The sequence below is a fragment of the Flammeovirgaceae bacterium genome (assembly GCA_015180985.1).
Lineage (GTDB): Bacteria > Bacteroidota > Bacteroidia > Cytophagales > Cyclobacteriaceae > UBA2336.
In genome coordinates, this window is sequence record CP054185.1 from 1,716,941 (window position 1) to 1,735,468 (window position 18,528).

Annotated in this window: 19 protein-coding genes; 14 read left to right on the forward strand and 5 right to left on the reverse strand. The window is 46.3% G+C overall.

Going from position 1 to position 18,528, the window contains the following annotated elements:
* The first annotated feature begins 1 nt into the window (after window position 1).
* Both HRU69_08060 and HRU69_08065 read left to right on the forward strand, forming a co-directional pair.
* Window positions 2-652 (forward strand): response regulator transcription factor, encoded by a 651-nt coding sequence (locus tag HRU69_08060; protein QOI97445.1) that lies wholly within the window; start codon window positions 2-4, stop codon window positions 650-652.
* Window positions 653-749: 97 nt separating this feature from the next.
* Window positions 750-2,558 carry a hypothetical protein gene (locus HRU69_08065; protein ID QOI97446.1) on the forward strand — a complete coding sequence of 603 codons (1,809 nt, stop codon included), beginning with the start codon at window positions 750-752 and terminating at the stop codon, window positions 2,556-2,558.
* Window positions 2,559-2,701: 143 nt separating this feature from the next.
* Here HRU69_08065 and ettA read toward each other — a convergent pair whose 3' ends face one another.
* Window positions 2,702-4,384, reverse strand: a complete 1,683-nt coding sequence (gene ettA, locus HRU69_08070) for an energy-dependent translational throttle protein EttA (GenBank protein ID QOI97447.1) — start codon at window positions 4,382-4,384, stop codon at window positions 2,702-2,704.
* A 187-nt stretch (window positions 4,385-4,571) separates the two neighbouring features.
* On the opposite strand from ettA, the gene HRU69_08075 reads away from it, so the two are divergent.
* Complete coding sequence (locus HRU69_08075; GenBank protein ID QOI97448.1) at window positions 4,572-4,793, forward strand: DUF2795 domain-containing protein; 222 nt, start codon at window positions 4,572-4,574, stop codon at window positions 4,791-4,793.
* A 49-nt stretch (window positions 4,794-4,842) separates the two neighbouring features.
* On the opposite strand, the gene HRU69_08080 is transcribed toward HRU69_08075, so the two are convergent.
* Window positions 4,843-5,520 carry a 2-C-methyl-D-erythritol 4-phosphate cytidylyltransferase gene (locus tag HRU69_08080; protein QOI97449.1) on the reverse strand — a complete coding sequence of 226 codons (678 nt, stop codon included), beginning with the start codon at window positions 5,518-5,520 and terminating at the stop codon, window positions 4,843-4,845.
* Between the two features lie 27 nt (window positions 5,521-5,547).
* Between HRU69_08080 and HRU69_08085 the strand changes: the two genes are divergently transcribed.
* Window positions 5,548-5,799, forward strand: coding sequence for a hypothetical protein (locus HRU69_08085; protein ID QOI97450.1), 252 nt, complete (start codon window positions 5,548-5,550; stop codon window positions 5,797-5,799).
* A 6-nt stretch (window positions 5,800-5,805) separates the two neighbouring features.
* Here the strand turns inward: HRU69_08085 and queA are convergent, their stop codons facing one another.
* Entirely contained in the window at window positions 5,806-6,852 is a 1,047-nt protein-coding gene (gene queA / locus HRU69_08090) for a tRNA preQ1(34) S-adenosylmethionine ribosyltransferase-isomerase QueA (protein ID QOI97451.1), read from the reverse strand.
* 204 nt (window positions 6,853-7,056) lie between these two features.
* Between queA and HRU69_08095 the strand changes: the two genes are divergently transcribed.
* The gene (locus HRU69_08095) at window positions 7,057-8,319 is read left to right on the forward strand and encodes an ABC transporter permease (GenBank protein ID QOI98866.1); all 1,263 of its coding nucleotides are present in this window, start codon (window positions 7,057-7,059) and stop codon (window positions 8,317-8,319) included.
* Between the two features lie 42 nt (window positions 8,320-8,361).
* Here the strand turns inward: HRU69_08095 and recA are convergent, their stop codons facing one another.
* Window positions 8,362-9,387, reverse strand: coding sequence for a recombinase RecA (recA, locus tag HRU69_08100; GenBank protein ID QOI97452.1), 1,026 nt, complete (start codon window positions 9,385-9,387; stop codon window positions 8,362-8,364).
* Between the two features lie 155 nt (window positions 9,388-9,542).
* Here recA and HRU69_08105 point away from each other — a divergent pair, with 155 nt between their 5' ends.
* The 9 genes from HRU69_08105 to HRU69_08145 all read left to right on the forward strand — a co-directional run bounded on the left by HRU69_08105 (window position 9,543) and on the right by HRU69_08145 (window position 16,752).
* Window positions 9,543-10,571, forward strand: a complete 1,029-nt coding sequence (locus HRU69_08105; GenBank protein ID QOI97453.1) for an aminopeptidase — start codon at window positions 9,543-9,545, stop codon at window positions 10,569-10,571.
* 103 nt (window positions 10,572-10,674) lie between these two features.
* Window positions 10,675-11,364, forward strand: a complete 690-nt coding sequence (locus tag HRU69_08110; GenBank protein ID QOI97454.1) for a response regulator transcription factor — start codon at window positions 10,675-10,677, stop codon at window positions 11,362-11,364.
* 68 nt (window positions 11,365-11,432) lie between these two features.
* A complete protein-coding gene (locus HRU69_08115) occupies window positions 11,433-12,485 on the forward strand; it encodes a two-component sensor histidine kinase (GenBank protein QOI97455.1) in 1,053 nt (350 codons plus the stop codon).
* Between the two features lie 30 nt (window positions 12,486-12,515).
* Window positions 12,516-13,235: an RNA pseudouridine synthase gene (locus tag HRU69_08120; GenBank protein QOI97456.1), complete on the forward strand. Its 720-nt coding sequence runs from the start codon at window positions 12,516-12,518 to the stop codon at window positions 13,233-13,235.
* Window positions 13,236-13,352: 117 nt separating this feature from the next.
* The gene (gene rplM, locus HRU69_08125; GenBank protein QOI97457.1) at window positions 13,353-13,796 is read left to right on the forward strand and encodes a 50S ribosomal protein L13; all 444 of its coding nucleotides are present in this window, start codon (window positions 13,353-13,355) and stop codon (window positions 13,794-13,796) included.
* A gap of 3 nt (window positions 13,797-13,799) precedes the next feature.
* Window positions 13,800-14,186 carry a 30S ribosomal protein S9 gene (rpsI, locus tag HRU69_08130; protein QOI97458.1) on the forward strand — a complete coding sequence of 129 codons (387 nt, stop codon included), beginning with the start codon at window positions 13,800-13,802 and terminating at the stop codon, window positions 14,184-14,186.
* Between the two features lie 14 nt (window positions 14,187-14,200).
* Complete coding sequence (gene rpsB / locus HRU69_08135) at window positions 14,201-14,974, forward strand: 30S ribosomal protein S2 (protein ID QOI97459.1); 774 nt, start codon at window positions 14,201-14,203, stop codon at window positions 14,972-14,974.
* Between the two features lie 127 nt (window positions 14,975-15,101).
* Window positions 15,102-15,932 carry an elongation factor Ts gene (locus HRU69_08140; protein QOI97460.1) on the forward strand — a complete coding sequence of 277 codons (831 nt, stop codon included), beginning with the start codon at window positions 15,102-15,104 and terminating at the stop codon, window positions 15,930-15,932.
* Between the two features lie 76 nt (window positions 15,933-16,008).
* A complete protein-coding gene (locus HRU69_08145; GenBank protein QOI97461.1) occupies window positions 16,009-16,752 on the forward strand; it encodes a hypothetical protein in 744 nt (247 codons plus the stop codon).
* A 7-nt stretch (window positions 16,753-16,759) separates the two neighbouring features.
* On the opposite strand, the gene HRU69_08150 is transcribed toward HRU69_08145, so the two are convergent.
* Entirely contained in the window at window positions 16,760-18,505 is a 1,746-nt protein-coding gene (locus HRU69_08150; GenBank protein ID QOI97462.1) for a lysophospholipid acyltransferase family protein, read from the reverse strand.
* Between the last annotated feature and the right edge of the window lie 23 nt (window positions 18,506-18,528).

Below are 18,528 nucleotides of genomic sequence, written 5' to 3' on the forward strand. Positions count from 1 at the left end.
TATGGAAAAAGGTACCCTTTACCTGGTAGATGATCATCAATTGGTTATTGATGGCATTATCGCGTTGGTTGAAGGAAGTGGAGAATGGAAAGTAATCGGGTATGCCAATTCGGGTGAGGAAGCCCTCCGGAAAATCCCGATACTGAAGCCGGATATCATTTTAATGGATCTGGAAATGCCCCGGATGAACGGCCTGCAGTGCACCGAAAAACTACTCGCACATAATCCGCAGGCTAAAGTTGTTATCCTAACCTTTCATCAGGAAAAGGCCCTTGTACAGAAGATGGTTAAAATGGGGGTGAGCGGCTACATCATGAAAAATGCACCCCGGCAGGAGTTTCTTACCGGGTTGCAACTGGTTAGGCAGGGTGGTAAATTTTATTCCAGCCAACTTACCGAATCCATGCTCGAAGTAAACCCGCTCGCAGTCCGCAAGGAGTCGAACATAAAATTACTTGCTCTACTCAGTCAGCGCGAGCGCGAGGTACTGAAACTGATAGCCGAGGGTATATCCAGCAAATCGATAGCTGAAAAATTAAACCTCTCGCCCGCAACAGTAGAAACCCACCGTAAAAACCTGTTGAAGAAACTCAATGCCCGCAATTCGGCCGCACTCATCCGCATGGCCCTGACAGAAGGTCTGCTCGACTGAGTTTACCGGAATTCCGGTAGCATAATCCTTATTTTCAGGTAATGCCCCGGGAGCAGGGTTAGAAGAAATTGGCTTTGAAAATTTAAACCTCAAAGCCATGAAAAAAATTCTTCTCCTTTGGGTGCTCTGTTCCCCGGTGTGGGCACAGAACACCATCCAACCCAAGTACACATACACGTTGCCAAACAAATGGGAAACCTGGACGCTTGCTCCCGGTGGTATTTTATTGGTCGGTCATTCAAAAGGCTTTACCGCCATTGAAGCACACAACAACCAGTTGTTGTACGATTACACCGAGTTAGGCAAGATCAAACTCAACGAAATGGATTTGATTGAAGGGTTGCCCTGGGTTATGCTTAAAAATACAGCGGTTGGTAAAATGCCATCCTATGTGCTGCTGGACTACTTTACCGGCAAACCGGTTTTTGAAAGCCAGAAAAATGATTGGACGGGACCGGCAGGCTACTATTTTGTTGCCGATGAAGCGAAAATGGTGATCTGGGGAGCAAACAATAAACTAAAATCAGCTACCTGCATTGGTATGTATGATTTGGGTTCGAACAAAGAACTGGCGCTCATTGACCTGAAAGACAAAAAGCTAACCGGTGGCGGTCTTCCGGTAAGTATGGTGGTGGAAGACGATCGGTTTATTATGACCACCACCAAGAGTGTAGTGGTTGTGAATCTGCGCACCAACAAGATAGAGTGGTTCACCACCAAACTCAATAATTCAAACGGTACATTGAAATACCTGTTTGATGAAGAGAACCAGGTAGTTTATGCGTATGGCCCTTATTTGAAGGCCAAGATTTACAAAATCAATGCAAAAGACGGCTCGCTGATGTGGGCCAAGCCGATTAGTCTGGACGGGGCCGTGAAGCGCATTGAAATTCTGAAAGAAGGATTATGGGTGTATGCAGAAGAAGAAAAATCGTTTGAAGTAAACCTGTTTGATCCGGGCACCGCGCAAAAACTGTGGAAGAAGCCTTATAGCGATAAGGGAGGCATCCGCGAATTTATCTTCCAGCCCGAAGGCGTGGTGTTTGGTACTTCTACCGGAGAGGTAAACACCTTGCTACACACCGGTGCACTGAAACTGAGCAAAAATATTGATACGGGTGCGCCTTACCGGATATTTGCCCTTAACCCGGATGGTACCCTGTTTTATCTCAGCGGTGTTAAAATGGGGGTGGTTAACCTGCAGGATGGCGGGTTTGCGAAGGAGCCGGCCAAGTTCAGAAAAGTAGAACAACTGATAACTGGGGTTGATCGTGAAAATAACCGGTTCGTAGTAAGCACGGGCAACGAGTTGTTTTTCATTACGCGTGACGCCACCTCCCAAAAAGTATGCGACATCGCTTTTAAAGGCGATGAAAATCCTTCAAAAATTGAATTCCGTGAAGCAGGTATTCTCCTGTCAGCCAACCAGAATGCCATGCTGGTTGATTACGATGGTAATGTAAAGTACAGCGTGTTTTACAAAGCCCCCGGCACCAGCATTGCCGGTAAGTTGCTGGCCGGTGCTGTACTGGCCGCCAGCGTGGCGGCCGGTACTGCTAATGCCGCCAAAGCAGGGATGATGCAGGGTGCTTCACCGTTTTATGTGGAAGACGAAGAAGCTCGTGCATCAAATAATGCCAAATCATTCTCCGGGATGGCCGGCAGCGCAGCCGCTATTATGAAACAGCGTTTCAGCGCCACAGCGGCTACCAAAAACAGCCTCTATATCCAAACTTCACTGGATGAGGGTGTGGGCCTTATCAGACTCAATAAAGATACCGGTAAGCCGGATGGCCAGATTATTACCAAAGACAAAAAACCTGAATACCTGGTGGATGAAGATTTTGGTGCGTTCTTCTTTCTGAAGTCGGACAACACCATCATTGGTTACGACTTACGGCAATAAAACGCGTACAAAGCCCTTACCAGCCAGTCTCCGGGGCAACAGGGCTTTGAGGCTAAGCTGTTACCGGAGTTACGCCCTCCCCGCAAGGGGAGGGTTTTGTTTAGTTCAGTTTTTAGTTTTCAACCTTGAGTTGACTGGAAGTATCAACTCACTAACTTTTTATACTTAATCCGGTGGGGCTGGTCATCGCCAAGGCGTTTTTTCTTGTTCTCTTCATATTCGCTAAAAGTTCCCTCAAACCAATATACCTGCGAGTCGCCCTCAAAAGCGAGGATGTGCGTGCACACGCGGTCTAAAAACCAGCGGTCGTGCGAAATGATTACGGCACAACCTGCGAAATTTTCAAGGGCTTCTTCCAATGCGCGCAGCGTGTTTACGTCAAGGTCGTTGGTGGGTTCATCCAGCAGCAGCAGGTTGCCACCTTGTTTGAGCGCAATGGCCAGGTGTACGCGGTTGCGCATACCGCCCGAAAGCTCTTTGATTTTGCGTTGCTGGTCGGTGCCGTTAAAATTAAACTTGCCTACATAGGCGCGCGAGTTCATTTCTTTACCACCCAGCATAATAATATCGTTGCCACCACTGATGGCCTGCCAAACGGTTTCATCGGGTTTCAGGTCATCATGTTCCTGGTCAACATAAGCTATCTGTACGGTTTCGCCCACTTCAAAAGTTCCGGCATCGGGTTTTTCTTTTCCGATGATCATTTTAAACAGCGTGGTTTTACCGGCACCGTTCGGACCGATAATACCGACAATGCCGGCCGGTGGTAACGAGAAAGTGAGGTTCTCCATCAGCAGCTTATCGCCAAATGCTTTGGAAACATTTTTTGCCTCGATAACCTTGTTACCGAGCCGCGGGCCGGGCGGAATGTAAAGTTCCAGTTTCTCTTCGCGTTCTTTTACTTCCTGGGTCAACAGTTTTTCGTATGCATTTAAACGTGCTTTGCCTTTGGCATGACGGCCTTTTGGACTCATCCGCACCCACTCCAATTCCCGCTCAAGTGCTTTTTGTCGTTTTGATTCGGTTTTTTCTTCCTGGGCCAGGCGCTTTTGCTTTTGCTCAAGCCATGATGAATAATTTCCTTTCCATGGAATGCCCTCACCGCGGTCGAGTTCCAGAATCCAGCCGGCCACATTGTCCAAAAAGTAGCGGTCGTGGGTAACGGCAATAACCGTTCCTTTGTATTGCTTCAGGTGTTGCTCCAGCCAGAGTACCGATTCGGCATCGAGGTGGTTGGTAGGTTCGTCCAGCAGCAGTACATCGGGCTCTTGCAAGAGTAGCCGACATAAAGCAACCCTTCGTTTTTCGCCTCCCGATAAAAATTCAATTTTTGCATCCGGAGGCGGGCAGCGTAGGGCATCCATGGCGCGTTCCAGCTTGTGGTCAAGTTCCCAGGCGCCTATGGCATCCAGTTTTTCCTGAATTTCACCCTGCCGGGTGATGAGTTTTTCCATGGCGTCAGGGTCCTCCATCACGGCCGGGTCGGCAAATTTTTCGTTCACGGCTTCAAACTCTTTCAATAAAGCTACTGTATCCTTTACACCTTCTTCAACAATTTCGCGAACGGTTTTTGATTTGTCGAGTTTAGGTTCCTGCTCCAGCAAGCCAACCGAAAAGGAAAGGTCAGATACAACTTCGCCCTGAAATTCCTTATCCACACCGGCTATAATCCGCAGCAGCGATGACTTGCCTGATCCGTTCAATCCGAGTACACCGATTTTGGCACCATAAAAGAAAGACAGGTAGATGTCTTTAAGTACCTGTTTATTGGGCGGGTAAATTTTGTTTACGCCCGCCATCGAGAAAATTATTTTTTCGTCAGCCATTGAAGGAGGTTTAATCTTTTGTGAATCAGGCTGCAAATATGGCGTATTTCGGGCAACTGGCAATTTTGTTGTTGCAGGTTACCCGCCAGCCGGCAGGCCGATGAAGGCAAAAAACAGCACCCCAAAACAGGTGTTGCCTGTTGAGTAATTAATTCTATTTTTGCGGAAAATTAAAGGGAGGTACCCTATGTATTGGACACTTGAACTTGCCTCGTATCTGGAAGATGCACCCTGGCCGGCTACCAAGGATGAATTGATTGACTACTCCATCCGGTCGGGCGCACCGCTTGAAGTGGTGGAGAACCTGCAGGAGTTGGAAGATGACGGGCAGCCGTATGAGAGCATTGAAGAAATCTGGCCGGATTATCCGACCAAAGAAGACTTCTTCTTTAATGAAGACGAGTATTAGTATTACACAATCACAGAAAAGGACCCTGACGGTTGCCGTCAGGGTTTTTTTATTTCCGGGCAGCCAGCAGGGCTTCTGCAATAATCAGATCTTCGGCTGTGGTAATCTTGATGTTTTCATAGCTTCCCTCAAACAACGAAATGGTATGCCCCGCACGCTCGGCTACACTGGCATCATCGGTTAATGCAGCATCTTCTTTTAACTGGTAAGCCTGCTTGATTAAACTAACCCGAAAGGTTTGGGGCGTTTGAATTAACCGGAACCGCGACCGATCCATGGCTTTGGTAGTATCCTGGTCGGTCATCCGAATGGATTCTTTCAGGCGCACGGCAGCAACGGCTGAACCGTGAACCGCTGCCAGCCGGAATGAAGCAGCAATACTATCAGCACTGACCAGCGGGCGAACACCATCGTGAATAGCCACTAGTCCATCGGTTTCAATTTTGGCTAATCCGTTTCGTACCGATTGAAAGCGTGTTTCTCCGCCTTTTTCAAGAAGCAACGGTTTGTTGTAGTTATGAAGAAGGCACAACTCGTTCCACAACGCGAAGTCATCTTCGGGCAGTACAACAATTACTTTTAGGGAAGGGGAGTACGCATAGAAGGCATTGATGGTATGCATGAGTACAGGCAACCCGTCAATATCCAGGAATTGTTTGGGCACTTTGCTTTTAATGCGGGTGCCCTTGCCACCGGCCACGATAAGCGCGTATTCCGTATTGTTCATATCTTACCGAAAAATACCAAAAATAGTATGGTCCTTCTCCGATTTATCCTGATTGCCTTTAATGTAGTGGTGGTAACGTACCTGGTGTACCGCCTGTTCATCGTAATACAGGAGCCCATCATCAGATGGAAAAAGATACTGGTGGTAGGTGCAGGTTTGCTGTTGTTGTTTTCACCCTTCAGCATGTTTTTCGGCATCTTCAGGCCAACGATGCAGTATTTTTTGATTTATCCGGTAGCTATTGCCTTGTTTCTTTATTTAATCCGCGAAGTAAAGTGACTGTGCTTACAGAATGAGCATGGCGTCACCGTAGGTAAGAAACTTATACTTTTCCTTCTTAGCCACTTTATAAGCCTCCATAATCAGGTCGTAACCGCCAAAGGCGGCAGCCATCATCAGCAAAGTTGATTCAGGCATGTGGAAGTTGGTGATCATGGCATTACAGATTTTAAAGTCGTAAGGCGGGAAGATGAATTTATCCGTCCAGCCTTCTTTTACTTTTAACCTGTTCGTTGCCGAAACGGATGATTCCAGGGCGCGCGCAACGGTAGTTCCAATGGCCACTACCCGGTTTTTGTTTTCGAGGGCTTTGTTAACCTTGGCTACGCAGTCGGCACCGACAATAAAATTCTCTGAGTCCATTTTGTGCTTGGTCAGATCTTCCACATCCACATTGCGGAAGGTGCCCAGCCCGATGTGCAGGGTAATGTAAGCCATATCCACCCCTTTAATCTGCAATCGTTTAACCAGTTGTCGTGTAAAGTGCATGCCGGCCGTAGGGGCAGATACAGCCCCTTTATGTTTTGCAAAAATGGTCTGGAAGCGCTCTTTATCTTCGGGTTCTACTTTGCGTTTAATGTATTTGGGAAGCGGGGTTTCGCCCAGTGTTTCGATTACTTTATCGAAAGCGGCTGCATCGCCATCAAATAAAAAACGGATGGTACGCCCGCGTGACGTGGTGTTATCAATTACTTCGGCTACCAGATCGCCATTGCCAAAATAGAGTTTGTTGCCCACCCGTATTTTACGGGCCGGGTCAACCAGCACATCCCACAGGTGCATTTCGGCATTGAGTTCACGTAACAGAAAAACTTCAATTTTGGCACCGGTTTTTTCTTTGCGTCCGTACAGGCGGGCCGGAAAAACCATGGTATCGTTGGCCACCATGATGTCGCCAGTGCCGAAGTAGTTAACGATGTCTTTGAAAACTTTATGCTCGATTTTGCCGGTATCCCGGTGAATGACCATCATACGCGATTCATCGCGGTTTTCAGCAGGGCGGAGGGCAATCAGGTTGTTGGGGAGGTCGAACTTAAATTCAGATAGCTTCATAATTCCGAAGGCAAAGTATGCCCAATGAACAATTTATTTTTTTAAGGCTGCAAAAATAAGCCAATACTTGGTATTTGCGAAGTTGAACGCGTTTTTGTTGCCGGCTTCCTGTAACACAAACCCGGCTTTTTAGGTCTATTACCCGTAATTTACACCCGCAGGGGCCGACTAACCACGGGTTAGTTTAAGCGTTAATAGCTCATGATGTTTACCCTCCGACAGATTTACGAAAGTTTCCGGTTTGCCTGGAAAGCCCTCAAATCAAACCTGTTGCGAACTGTACTTAGTTTGCTGGGGGTAACCATTGGCATCTTTGCCATCATTACCGTGCTAACCCTGGTTGATTCGCTTGAAAGGAACATTAAGGATAGCCTTAATTTTATTGGTAGCGGGGTAATTTATGTTCAAAAATGGCCCTGGCTGCCCGAGAGTGGCGGTGAATATAAATGGTGGGAGTTTTGGCGCAGGCCCACGCCTTCGTTTGCCGAGTATAAAATGTTGCAGCAGAACCTGAAGCACGCCAGTTCCATTGCTATTGCAGTCGATCGCGAAAATATGATTATTAAACGCGATAACAACAGCATCGGGCAGGTGCGGCTGGTGGGTGGAAGCGAGGGTTATGATAAAATGTTTGAGGTGCCCGTTGAGAAGGGCAGGTACCTTACGCTTGATGAGTTGGGCACAGGCCGCAATGTGGCTGTTATAGGTTTCCAGGTGGCCAAAGCCTTGTTCCCGAACGATGAAGATGCTATCGGTAAGCCCATTAAAGTAAAGAATGTTCAGTATAATGTGGTGGGGGTTGTAAAAGAAGAAGGGGCAGGTTTCTTTGGTAATAACAGCAACGATTATGCAGTAATCATTCCGTATAATTCATTCAGAAAGTTATATCAAACCGGCACCGGGCGCTGGAATGAAACCGAATCGTACATTGCTGTTAAAGGATTTGATACCGATGTCGGGCTTGTTGAACTTGAAAACGAAGTGCGCGGCATGTTGCGCGGCAAGCGGGGCGTCCGCCCGACTCAGAAAGATAACTTTGCCATTAACCGCCCAGAGGCTATTATGAATGTTATCAGCGGGGTGTTTGATGTGGTGGGCATTGCCGGCTGGATTATTGGCGGTTTCTCCATGCTGGTAGGTGGGTTTGGCATTGCCAACATTATGTTTGTTTCGGTTAAGGAGCGCACACCCATTATCGGCCTGCAAAAGTCGATGGGTGCGAAGAATTACTTTATCCTCTTTCAGTTTTTGTTCGAAGCGGTATTCCTTAGCTTAATAGGAGGACTTGCCGGATTGTTCCTTACCTTTTTAATTACCTTGATTCCGTTGGGTAGCCTGGTGGTTACATTATCAGTAAAAAATGTTGTACTGGGGCTGGGTGTATCCAGTGTTATTGGTCTTGTATCGGGTATTGTACCCGCTGCGGTAGCCGCCCGGTTGGATCCGGTTATTGCTATACGCGCATGATAAAAAAACAGGGCTGGTTAACCAGCCCTGTTTTTAACAGCGTTACTTTCCTTCCAGCGCTTTTTTGCCATCTGCCTGGCTAAGTTTCTCTTTTATTTTCTTTTCAAGTTCTTCCATCAACTCCGGGTTATCCTCAATCAGTTGTTTTACGGCATCGCGGCCCTGCCCCAGTTTGTTCCCTTCGTACGAAAACCACGAACCTGATTTCTGCAAGATGTTCAATTCAACACCCAGGTCAACAATCTCGCCCGATTTGGAAATTCCTTTTCCATACATGATGTCAAACTCCACTACCTTAAACGGAGGGGCTACTTTGTTCTTCACCACTTTTACTTTAACACGGTTGCCCGTAATGTCATCAGCAGCTTCTTTAATTTGTCCGATTCTGCGGATGTCCAGCCGTACCGAAGCATAAAACTTCAAGGCATTGCCACCGGTAGTGGTTTCGGGGTTCCCGAACATGATGCCGATTTTTTCGCGCAACTGGTTGATGAACACGCAGGCGCAGCCTGTTTTGCTGATGGTGCCGGTAAGTTTGCGCAAAGCCTGCGACATGAGCCGGGCCTGCAGGCCCATTTTACTGTCGCCCATCTCGCCCTCCAGCTCGCCTTTGGGTACAAGTGCTGCCACAGAATCAATTACAATAATATCAATAGCGCCCGAGCGGATAAGGTGGTCGGCAATCTCAAGTGCCTGCTCGCCATTATCGGGTTGGGAGATAAGCAGGTTTTCGGTATCAATGCCCAGTTTTTCGGCATAGGCTTTATCAAAGGCATGTTCGGCATCGATAAACGCAGCAAGGCCTCCTTTTTTCTGTGCCTCGGCAATCATGTGCATGGTAAGCGTGGTTTTACCCGATGACTCCGGGCCGTAGATTTCGGTTACGCGGCCGCGCGGAATACCGCCAATGCCCAGGGCAATGTCCAGTCCGATGGAACCCGTGGAGATAGCGGGTATATCCATAATTTTTTCATCGCTTAATTTCATCACGGCTCCCTTGCCGTATGTTTTTTCAAGCTTATCAATCGTTAACTGAAGTGCTTTTAACTTTTCTTTGGTATCGCTCATATACTTTATACACTCGTATGGGTTAGTTGCGTTATTTTTAATATCGGGTTGAAATTACGACTATCACCCCCAAAAACAAACGGAGCCAACCGGGTACGACAAAAGCTGTCAGTGTGGCTGATGGACTTGATTCGGTTAACTTGCGCTGTTTTTCAATGATGTTAAAGAAGATACTCCTGTTTTGTTTGATTGCCGTTGTTGCCCTGATCGTTGCCTACCGCGAGTTGATTGGTTACGGTTTACGGCAGGGTATTGGTCAGCTTAGTATTGTATGGAACGCAAGGCCCATCAGCGAAGTACTTGCCGATGACCAGTTTCCCGATTCATTAAAGCAAAAACTCAGGCTGGTGCAGGCGGTCAGGCAGTTTGCGATTGACTCACTCGGCCTGAAAGACACTAAGAATTACCGTACGCTTTATGATCAGAAAGGCGAAGAGATTTTATGGGTGGTAACTGCGTGCGAGCCGTTCAGGCTGATTGAAAAGCAATGGGAGTTTCCGGTGCTTGGTGCCGTACCTTATAAAGGCTTTTTCAATAAAGAGTTGGCCATGAAGGAAAAGGAAAAACTGGAAGAAGCCGGTTGGGATGTAAACATCCGTAATCCGGGCGGCTGGTCAACACTCGGCTGGTTTACCGACCCCATCTTAAGCAAAATGCTTGAACGCAGGGAGGGCGACCTGGCCAGCCTGATTATTCATGAAATGGTACACGCTACCATTTTTGTGAAAGACAGTGTGGACTTCAACGAAAACCTGGCTTCCTTTATTGGTGACCGTGGAGCAGAACAGTTTTTAATTTATCACTTCGGACACACAAGTAAAGAATACCAACAGTTTTTGTTGGAAGACCGGGAGTTCCGGGCCTATGCCAATCACATGCTGCGCGGATGTGATTACCTTGATAGTGTATATCGGGCCATAGCCGACTATCCGCTAAACGAAAAAATTGAAGCCAAACATTCTGCCATCGCTCACATCATCAACACATCCGATTCGCTTGCCTTTACAACCTTCAGCCGGCCATCGGCACTTTACAGCAGCAAGCTCCCGAACAATGCGTACTTCATGAGTTTTAAACGTTACCAATCGCGTCAGGATATTTTCTGGACCGATTGGAAAAATAAATTTCGGGGTGACCTTAAACAGTACATTCAACACCTCAGCAGCACATACCCGTTTCTGTAAAATCCATCGCTTTTTTAGCGGATTAAGGAATTGTTAATATTAAATGAGCGGTTTTTTAAGCCTTGTTTTCTGCCTACTTTTGAAGCGAAAAACTTACTCTATTATGGCAAGCAAGCCGGTACACAAAGTGCTTGTGGTTGACGATGAAGAACCCATTCAGGAATTGCTGAAGTACAATCTTGAAAAAAGCGGGTATGAGGTAAAGACTGCCGGAGACGGCTCGAAAGCAGTTGAAATTGCCAGAAAATTTCAGCCGGATTTGGTGCTGTTGGACATTATGATGCCCAAGATGGATGGCGTTGAAACCTGCCGCCTGCTGCGCGAACTGCCCGAACTCCAAAAAACATTTATCGTCTTTTTAACAGCCCGATCAGAAGAGTATTCGGAAGTAGCTGCATTTGATATTGGTGCAGATGATTATATAACCAAACCCATTAAGCCCCGGGCGTTGGTGAGTCGCATCGGTGCACTTTTTCGCAGAGACAATAAGAAGGCGGGGGCTTCCAATGTTATTACCATTGGCGATTTGACGATTGACCGCACCAGCTATACCATAAAAGTTAAAGACCGCGAAATTAACCTTCCCAAAAAAGAGTTTGAATTACTGTACTTCCTTGCCCAAAACCCCAATAAAGTATTCAGCCGCGAAGATTTATTGCAAAATATCTGGGGTTCGGATGTTTACGTGCTGGCCCGGACGGTAGATGTTCATATCCGCAAAGTGCGGGAGAAAATCGGGGATGATTACATTACAACCGTAAAGGGAGTAGGTTATAAATTCAGCTTGAATTAATCACGGCCCGCAAGTAAAGGAATTAGGTTTCTCCTTGAATTTTGAATTATAAATCTTGAATTTTCAGCATGGTTTATAGTTCAAGGGTACTTGCCCTGTTACTGGCAGTAAGCATTTCGGTAATCACTACGTTATTTCTGCTGTTAATGGAAGCCCACATAAACGTTATGTTGGTTGGTTTTTTCATTAGCTTTTCGGTTTCATACCTGCTGGTATTTGTTGTGCTGGAGTTTCTCATCTTCCGGGAGATTAAAAAAATTCATAAGCTGATGGAGAAACTCAAAAAAAAGGAACTGAATAAAATCAGCAAGCAGAAGTCGGGCATTCTCAACCCGCTGGAAAATATTAACGAGGAAATTTTTTCGTTTGCCGAGCTTAAACAAAAAGAGATTGACGAACTGAAAAAACTGGAGGCATTCAGAAAAGAATTTATAGCCGATGTATCGCACGAACTGAAAACACCCATCTTCGCTGCCCAAGGTTTTGTACATACCCTGTTGGATGGCGCCATTGACGACAAATCGGTTCGCAACAAATTTTTAAAAAAGGCGGCCAAAAGCCTGGATGGCCTTGATGCCCTCGTTCAGGACCTGCTCACCCTTTCGCACATCGAAACCGGGCAGATTAAAATGCACTTCGAAACGATTGATTTATATAAACTTACCGAAGAAGTTTTTGACCAGTTGGAAGAAAAAGCACAAAAACGAAACATCAAACTAAAAATTGAAAATGAACCACAAAAGGTTACCGTATATGCCGACTGGCAGCGGATTTTTCAGGTGATGACCAACCTGGTGATGAACGCCATTAAACATTCGTTCGAAGGGGGCGATGTGCTGGTGCGATTTGAAATAGGAAAGAAAAGTGTGGTAACCCATGTGCGCGATTTTGGTGAAGGAATCCCACCGGAACACCTGCCCCGCATTTTTGAACGCTTTTACCGTGTTGATAAAAGCAGAAGCCGTGAAAAAGGAGGTACCGGCCTGGGCCTGGCCATCGTTAAGCATATTCTGGAAAATCACAACACCAAAGCCGAAGTAAAAAGCGAACCCAATAAGGGCGCTGACTTTAGTTTTAAATTACCCCGTGTGAAGCCCGAGCCCGGTGAATCTCAGGACTAATTAAATCCCAGCACTAATTATCGTACCGGTGTGAATACCAAACACAACTTCAAGTCACTGGTCCTTTGGGAAGATGAGGATTATATCGCGGTTAACAAGCCTCCCTTTATTGCCACACTTGAAGACAGAGTTGCTTCAACCCACCTGCTTGCACTGGCAAAGGTGCATGTACCCGAAGCACAAGCCTGCCATCGCCTGGATAAAAACACTTCGGGCATTCTTGTCTTCGCTAAAAACCCACCAGCCTACCGGCACCTGAGCCTGCAATTTCAGAACCGCCAGGTGGTTAAACTGTACCATGCCGTTGTTGATGGCATTCACCGGTTTGAAGAGGTGGCCGTTAACCTTCCCTTGTTAAAACAAAACGATGGAACTGTAAAAATCAGTCGCAAAAAAGGCCGGCCTGCGGAGACATGGATAAATACCTTACAGGTTTTCCGGAATCATACGTTGGTTCAATGCCGGCCGGTTACCGGCCGCATGCACCAGCTTCGTGTACACCTGGCTTCTCTGGGGGCATCCATTGCCGGTGATGAGCAATACGGAGGCAAACCGGTGTATCTTTCATCCTTAAAAAAGGGGTATACCCTTAAAAAATTCTCAGAGGAGCAACCCCTTATGAAGCGCATGGCCCTCCATGCCCTGAGCCTGACTTTTAAGCGACTGAGCGGTGAATCGATTACGCTGGAAGCCCCTTATCCAAAAGATATGAAAGCCCTGCTGCGTCAGTTAGAATTAACCGCGCGATAAACCAGCCTCTGAAACATCAAAATTTGCTCCCTGTTTGTATTTCAGGGCTCATCCGTTTACCTTTGTGTCCCTTTTTTAAGGAAGGGTTGATTTTATTGAATTTTAACGCTAAAAAACGTGGAGCATCAGAGTTATAAAACGGTTTTTGCCAACAAAGCCACTGCCGAGAAGGGTTGGGTATTGGTTGATGCCAAAGACCAGGTATTAGGCCGGGTTGCCAGCCAGGTGGCCAGCATAATTCGTGGAAAACATAAAACCAGCTATACGCCCCATACCGATTGTGGCGATCATGTGGTGGTTATCAATGCCGAAAAAGTAAGGATGACGGGTAAAAAATGGACTGACCGGGTAATCTTTACGCACTCCGGGTACAATGGCGGCCAGCGCGAACATACCCCGGCACAAATCCGCGCCAAGCATCCCGCCCGGCTGGTTGAACATGCCGTTCGGGGTATGCTGCCCAAGAACCGCCTGGGTCGCGAATTGTTCCGCAGCCTGCACGTTTATGCAGGGGCAGAACATCCACACACTGCACAGCAACCAAAAGAAATAAAGTTTTAATACATGGAGATTGTCAACGCAACGGGTAGAAGAAAAACTTCTGTAGCCAGGGTTTACGTAACCCCGGGGAAAGGTGAAATAAAAGTAAACGCCCGTGATCTCAAGGAGTACTTCCTCTCTGAGATTCACCAGACACTGGTTAAGCAGCCTTTGGTGGCGCTTAAAGCCGAGAACCAATACGATGTAACGGTAAATGTTGAGGGTGGCGGTATAAAAGGCCAGGCCGAAGCGGTTCGGCTGGGTATTGCCCGCGCCCTTGTTTCTGTTAACACGGAGAACAAACCTGTTTTGCGCAAGGAGGGGTTAGTAACACGCGACAGCCGTATGGTTGAACGTAAAAAATACGGCCGCAGAAAGGCGAGAAGGAGATTCCAATTCAGTAAACGTTAACCGGAAACAGCAACATGGCAAGAAAATTAACTTATCAGGATTTACTGGATGCAGGTGTTCACTTCGGGCACTTAACCCGCAAGTGGAACCCGAAGATGGCCGAATACATCTTCATGGAAAATAACGGCATCCACATTATCGATTTGAACAAAACCCTGTCGTGCCTTGAGGAGGCTGCCTTCGCCCTGAAAAACATTGTACGTTCAGGCCGGAAGATTATGTTTGTAGCCACCAAGAAGCAGGCAAAGGACATTGTTACCGAAGAAGCGAAGCGGCTGAACATGCCCTACGTTACCGAACGCTGGCTGGGTGGTATGCTCACCAATTTTGCTACCATCCGCAAGTCGCTTAAGAAGCTTGCCCAGATTGATAAATTAATGAAAGACGAGGCAGCTCAGAACCTGCAGAAAAAGGAGCGCCTCATGCTTACCCGCGAAAAGGCGAAACTTGAAAAGCAACTGGGCGGTATAGTTGACCTCAACCGGCTGCCGGCTGCGCTTTTTGTAATTGATGTGAAGCGCGAGCACATAGCCGTAGCCGAAGCGCAGAAATTAAATATACCGGTTTTCGCCATGGTGGATACCAATTCTGATCCGGGCGTGGTTGATTTCCCCATCCCGGCCAACGATGACGCCTTCAAGTCTATTTCACTTATCACAAAGTACATTGGCGAAGTGATTGAAGAAGGCCTGATGGAGCGCAAGCGCGATAAGGAAGACGCAAACCTTAAAAAAGAAGAAGAGGAAAAACGCAAAGTTGACGAGGCAGCCGTAGAAGAAGCCAAGTAATGAATAACATTAGCTGATTGGCCGATGGCAGGTCAGCAACAACATGGTGAACATCGGCTGCTTGGCCGATGTTCTTCGTTTCTAGTAATTCATAAAAATCAGGTAGTACATAAATTTAAGTGAAGCAATGATCTCAGCACAAGATGTAAACAAACTCCGCCAGATGACAGGCGCAGGCATGATGGACTGTAAAAAAGCCCTTACCGAGGCTAACGGAGATTTTGAAAAGGCTATTGAAATCTTAAGAAAGAAAGGCCAGAAAGTTTCGGCTTCCCGCTCGGATAAAGACGCTACCGAGGGCTCGGTATTTGTACAAGTAAGCGATGACCACAAAGAGGCCGTGTTAATAGCCCTGAATTGTGAAACGGATTTTGTGGCTAAGAATGAAGAATTTCAAAACCTCGGAAAACTTATCGCTGAAAAAGCTTTTTCGAACAAGCCGGAGACTAAAGAGGCACTGCTGGCGTTAAAAGCAGGCGACCTTGCATTAAACGACAAGATTATTGAACTGGTAGGTAAAATCGGTGAGAAAATTGAAGTGAGCGAATATGTTTATATGAAGGGCGAAGCGGTTGTACCGTACATCCATGCAGGTGCGAAACTTGGCGTGTTGGTTTCTCTTAAAGGTGTCAATGGAAAGGACGTAACTGATGCCGGCAAGGATGTGGGTATGCAAATTGCTGCCATGAACCCGGTTGCCGTAGATGACAAATCGGTAGATAAAACCCTTATTGAAAAGGAACTGGAGATTGCGAAAGCGCAGATTCTTGCTGAGGGAAAACCAGAAAATATGGTAGAGAAGATTGCACAGGGTAAACTTGCTAAGTTCTTTAAGGAAAACACGTTGCTTGCGCAGGCTTTCGTAAAAGACAACAGCAAAACAGTTGCCCAATACCTGGATGGCATTTCAAAAGGATTGACGGTGGCCGAATTCAGGCGGGTAGCCATTGGTAAATAAAATTTACCATTGTGGTAACATTTAAGTTTGTTTGATTTAACAGGGACATATATTGAAGGCCTTAAGTAGCAGAAATATGAGCAAACAAGTGGTAGTATTTATTTTACTGATTGTACCGGTACTGGCAGTTTATAGTCAAAATACCAGTAGTTCTACGCGTACTTATATGCAAAACCAATACCTTCTGGAGCGTATGTCAAATCCCGAAATGCTGGTAACGGGGGCTTCCGTGCAGACCTTACCACCAGCCCCACCCGATGTGATTGGCGATGACATGTTAAACACTCATTTCCAGAAGACTACTTTTCTGCTTAACGACAGCTCGTTGCTGGAAGGCTTGCCGGTCAAGTACTACATTGCACGCAATGAATTTGATATAAAAACCAAAACCGGCCTTCGTGCTTTAAAGGGCGATCGGGTTAAAAGTTTTGTGTGGATTGACAGTGCAACAAAAAAGCCCCAGGTGTTTATTAATGGGCAGTTATTTAAACATGAGGACGGTACACAGGGTACGGGATTTTTTCAACTTATTTCGGAGGGAAAGGTTGGCTTAATAAAGCAGACTGAAGTTATTTTTAAAGAAGCCAATTATCATGTAGCGCTTAATGTAGGTAGCCTCGATCACAAACTAATCAAAAAGATACACTACTATGCGCTTTATAACAATAATGTTTTCAAACCGTTGCCTAAAAAGAAGTTTGAAATGATGTTCCCGGATCATCGCCCGGAAATACAGCGATTCATAAAAATCAATACGCTTGACTTAACACGCGAAGATCACCTGCAGGCATTGTTTGATTATTATAATTCGTTGAAATAAAGCTGCTTTAAGAAAACTCCCTCTGCAGATTTTCAATTGTGTTTTTATTGACGTGCCTGAAATCCAGAATCATCAGGCCGTCTAACGCTTCGTTAAACTTCGGGTCAACATTAAAGCCGATGATGCGGGCATTTTGCTGAATGTATTTTTTAAGCAGCACAGGTGCCGAACGGATGGCCGGCTCAATGTCATCAATAATCTTATCCAGTTTGCGCACATCACCGCCAGACGTTTTAAGCAGCGTGTTGGCTTCTTCCATGATTTTCGGGCTTACTTTAAAGCGCTTTTTTGGTTGAATAAACGCAGCCAACTCCTGGTCGAAGTAATATTTTTGGATAAACGCAACGATTACACTTTTCGAAACTTTCGAATAATAGTTGCTGATGCTTACCGGTCCGATGATGTAACAATAGTGCGGGTTGGATACCAATACCGTAAGAATGCCCCGCCATAACAAGAACAGCGGTAGTCGCTTATTCTGGTATTCGGGTATAATAAATGACCTGCCCAACTCAATGGCGTTGTTTAATACGGGAACGATACCATCCTTCATTTTAAATAAGGTGTTGGTATAGAAACCTTTTCGGCCGTATTTCCTGATGATGTCATTGCCTTTACCAATTCGGTAAGCGCCTGCCAATCTGGAAGCTTCGCGATCGTATAAGAAAAGATGTTCGTAATACTCATCAAACTGATCGAGATCAATTTTTTTATTGGTTCCTTCACCTTCCTGCCGGAAAGTGAGTTCGCGCAACCGGCCTATTTCTAACAAAATATTCGGTATATCCTTTGCGGGCGCCAGGTAAACATCAAAGTTCTGCTGGCTGAATAATTTTAAATGCGCAAGTTTTTCTATTTCCTGCTCAATCAGTTCGGGGCTTATGCCTTCGGTAACCGGTTGCGGCCTGTTGAGTTTTGGTATGGTTACCAGGTTTTTCTTTCGGGTAATGGCAAGGCCCAGCGAGTAGGTCCTGGCTCTTAAAAATGTACTGAACTGGTCGATGCTTTTTAATTCATCCTGCTCTTCAACGGTTATCGGGTTGCCGATGCGTATACGCAAGGAAACATCTGTTGCATGGGTTAATTCATAGGGAAGCCGCAGCGTGCGCAAAGCCGGGTGGATGCGCCCTAACAGATGAAACGACCAACTGTTGTGCCCATGAAAATAAATCGGGATAACAGGCACTCTTGCATTTTTAATCAGTTTAATAGCTGGTTTCTGCCAGGCCTTGTCGGTTATGCCGGTTGCATTACGTTGGCGGGTTGAAACCTCACCGGCCGGAAAAATACCCAGGGGCCTGCCAGTCTCAACATGTTTGCGGGCCAGTTTCATTCCTGCAATGCTGGAGGCTGCCTCTTTGTAATCCTCAAACGGGTTCACGGCAATAAAAAAATCGCTGATAGGCTCAATCTTTTTTAGCAGGAAGTTGGCAAGTACTTTATAGTCGGGTCGCCTGCGGGCAATCAATTCTATCAGTGCAAGCCCGTCAATACCCCCATACGGATGGTTTGAAATAGTAATAAAAGCACCTTTTTTTGGAATACGCGCCAGTTCAGTGTCATCAACTTCCAGCCTGATGTTACGTTTTCTGAAATACGCCCGGGTAAAATCAACTCCTTTAAAATCATATAACGCTTCATATAACTTATTCAGGTCGTGCAATCCGGCAAATTGCATCAGGCCCCCGGCAATAAGTTTGTTGCGGATGCCCGTGGCTTTAGTAAAATCAGAAACACTGATAAGTGGTTTCATTCAGGTTATCAGGTGGTAACCGG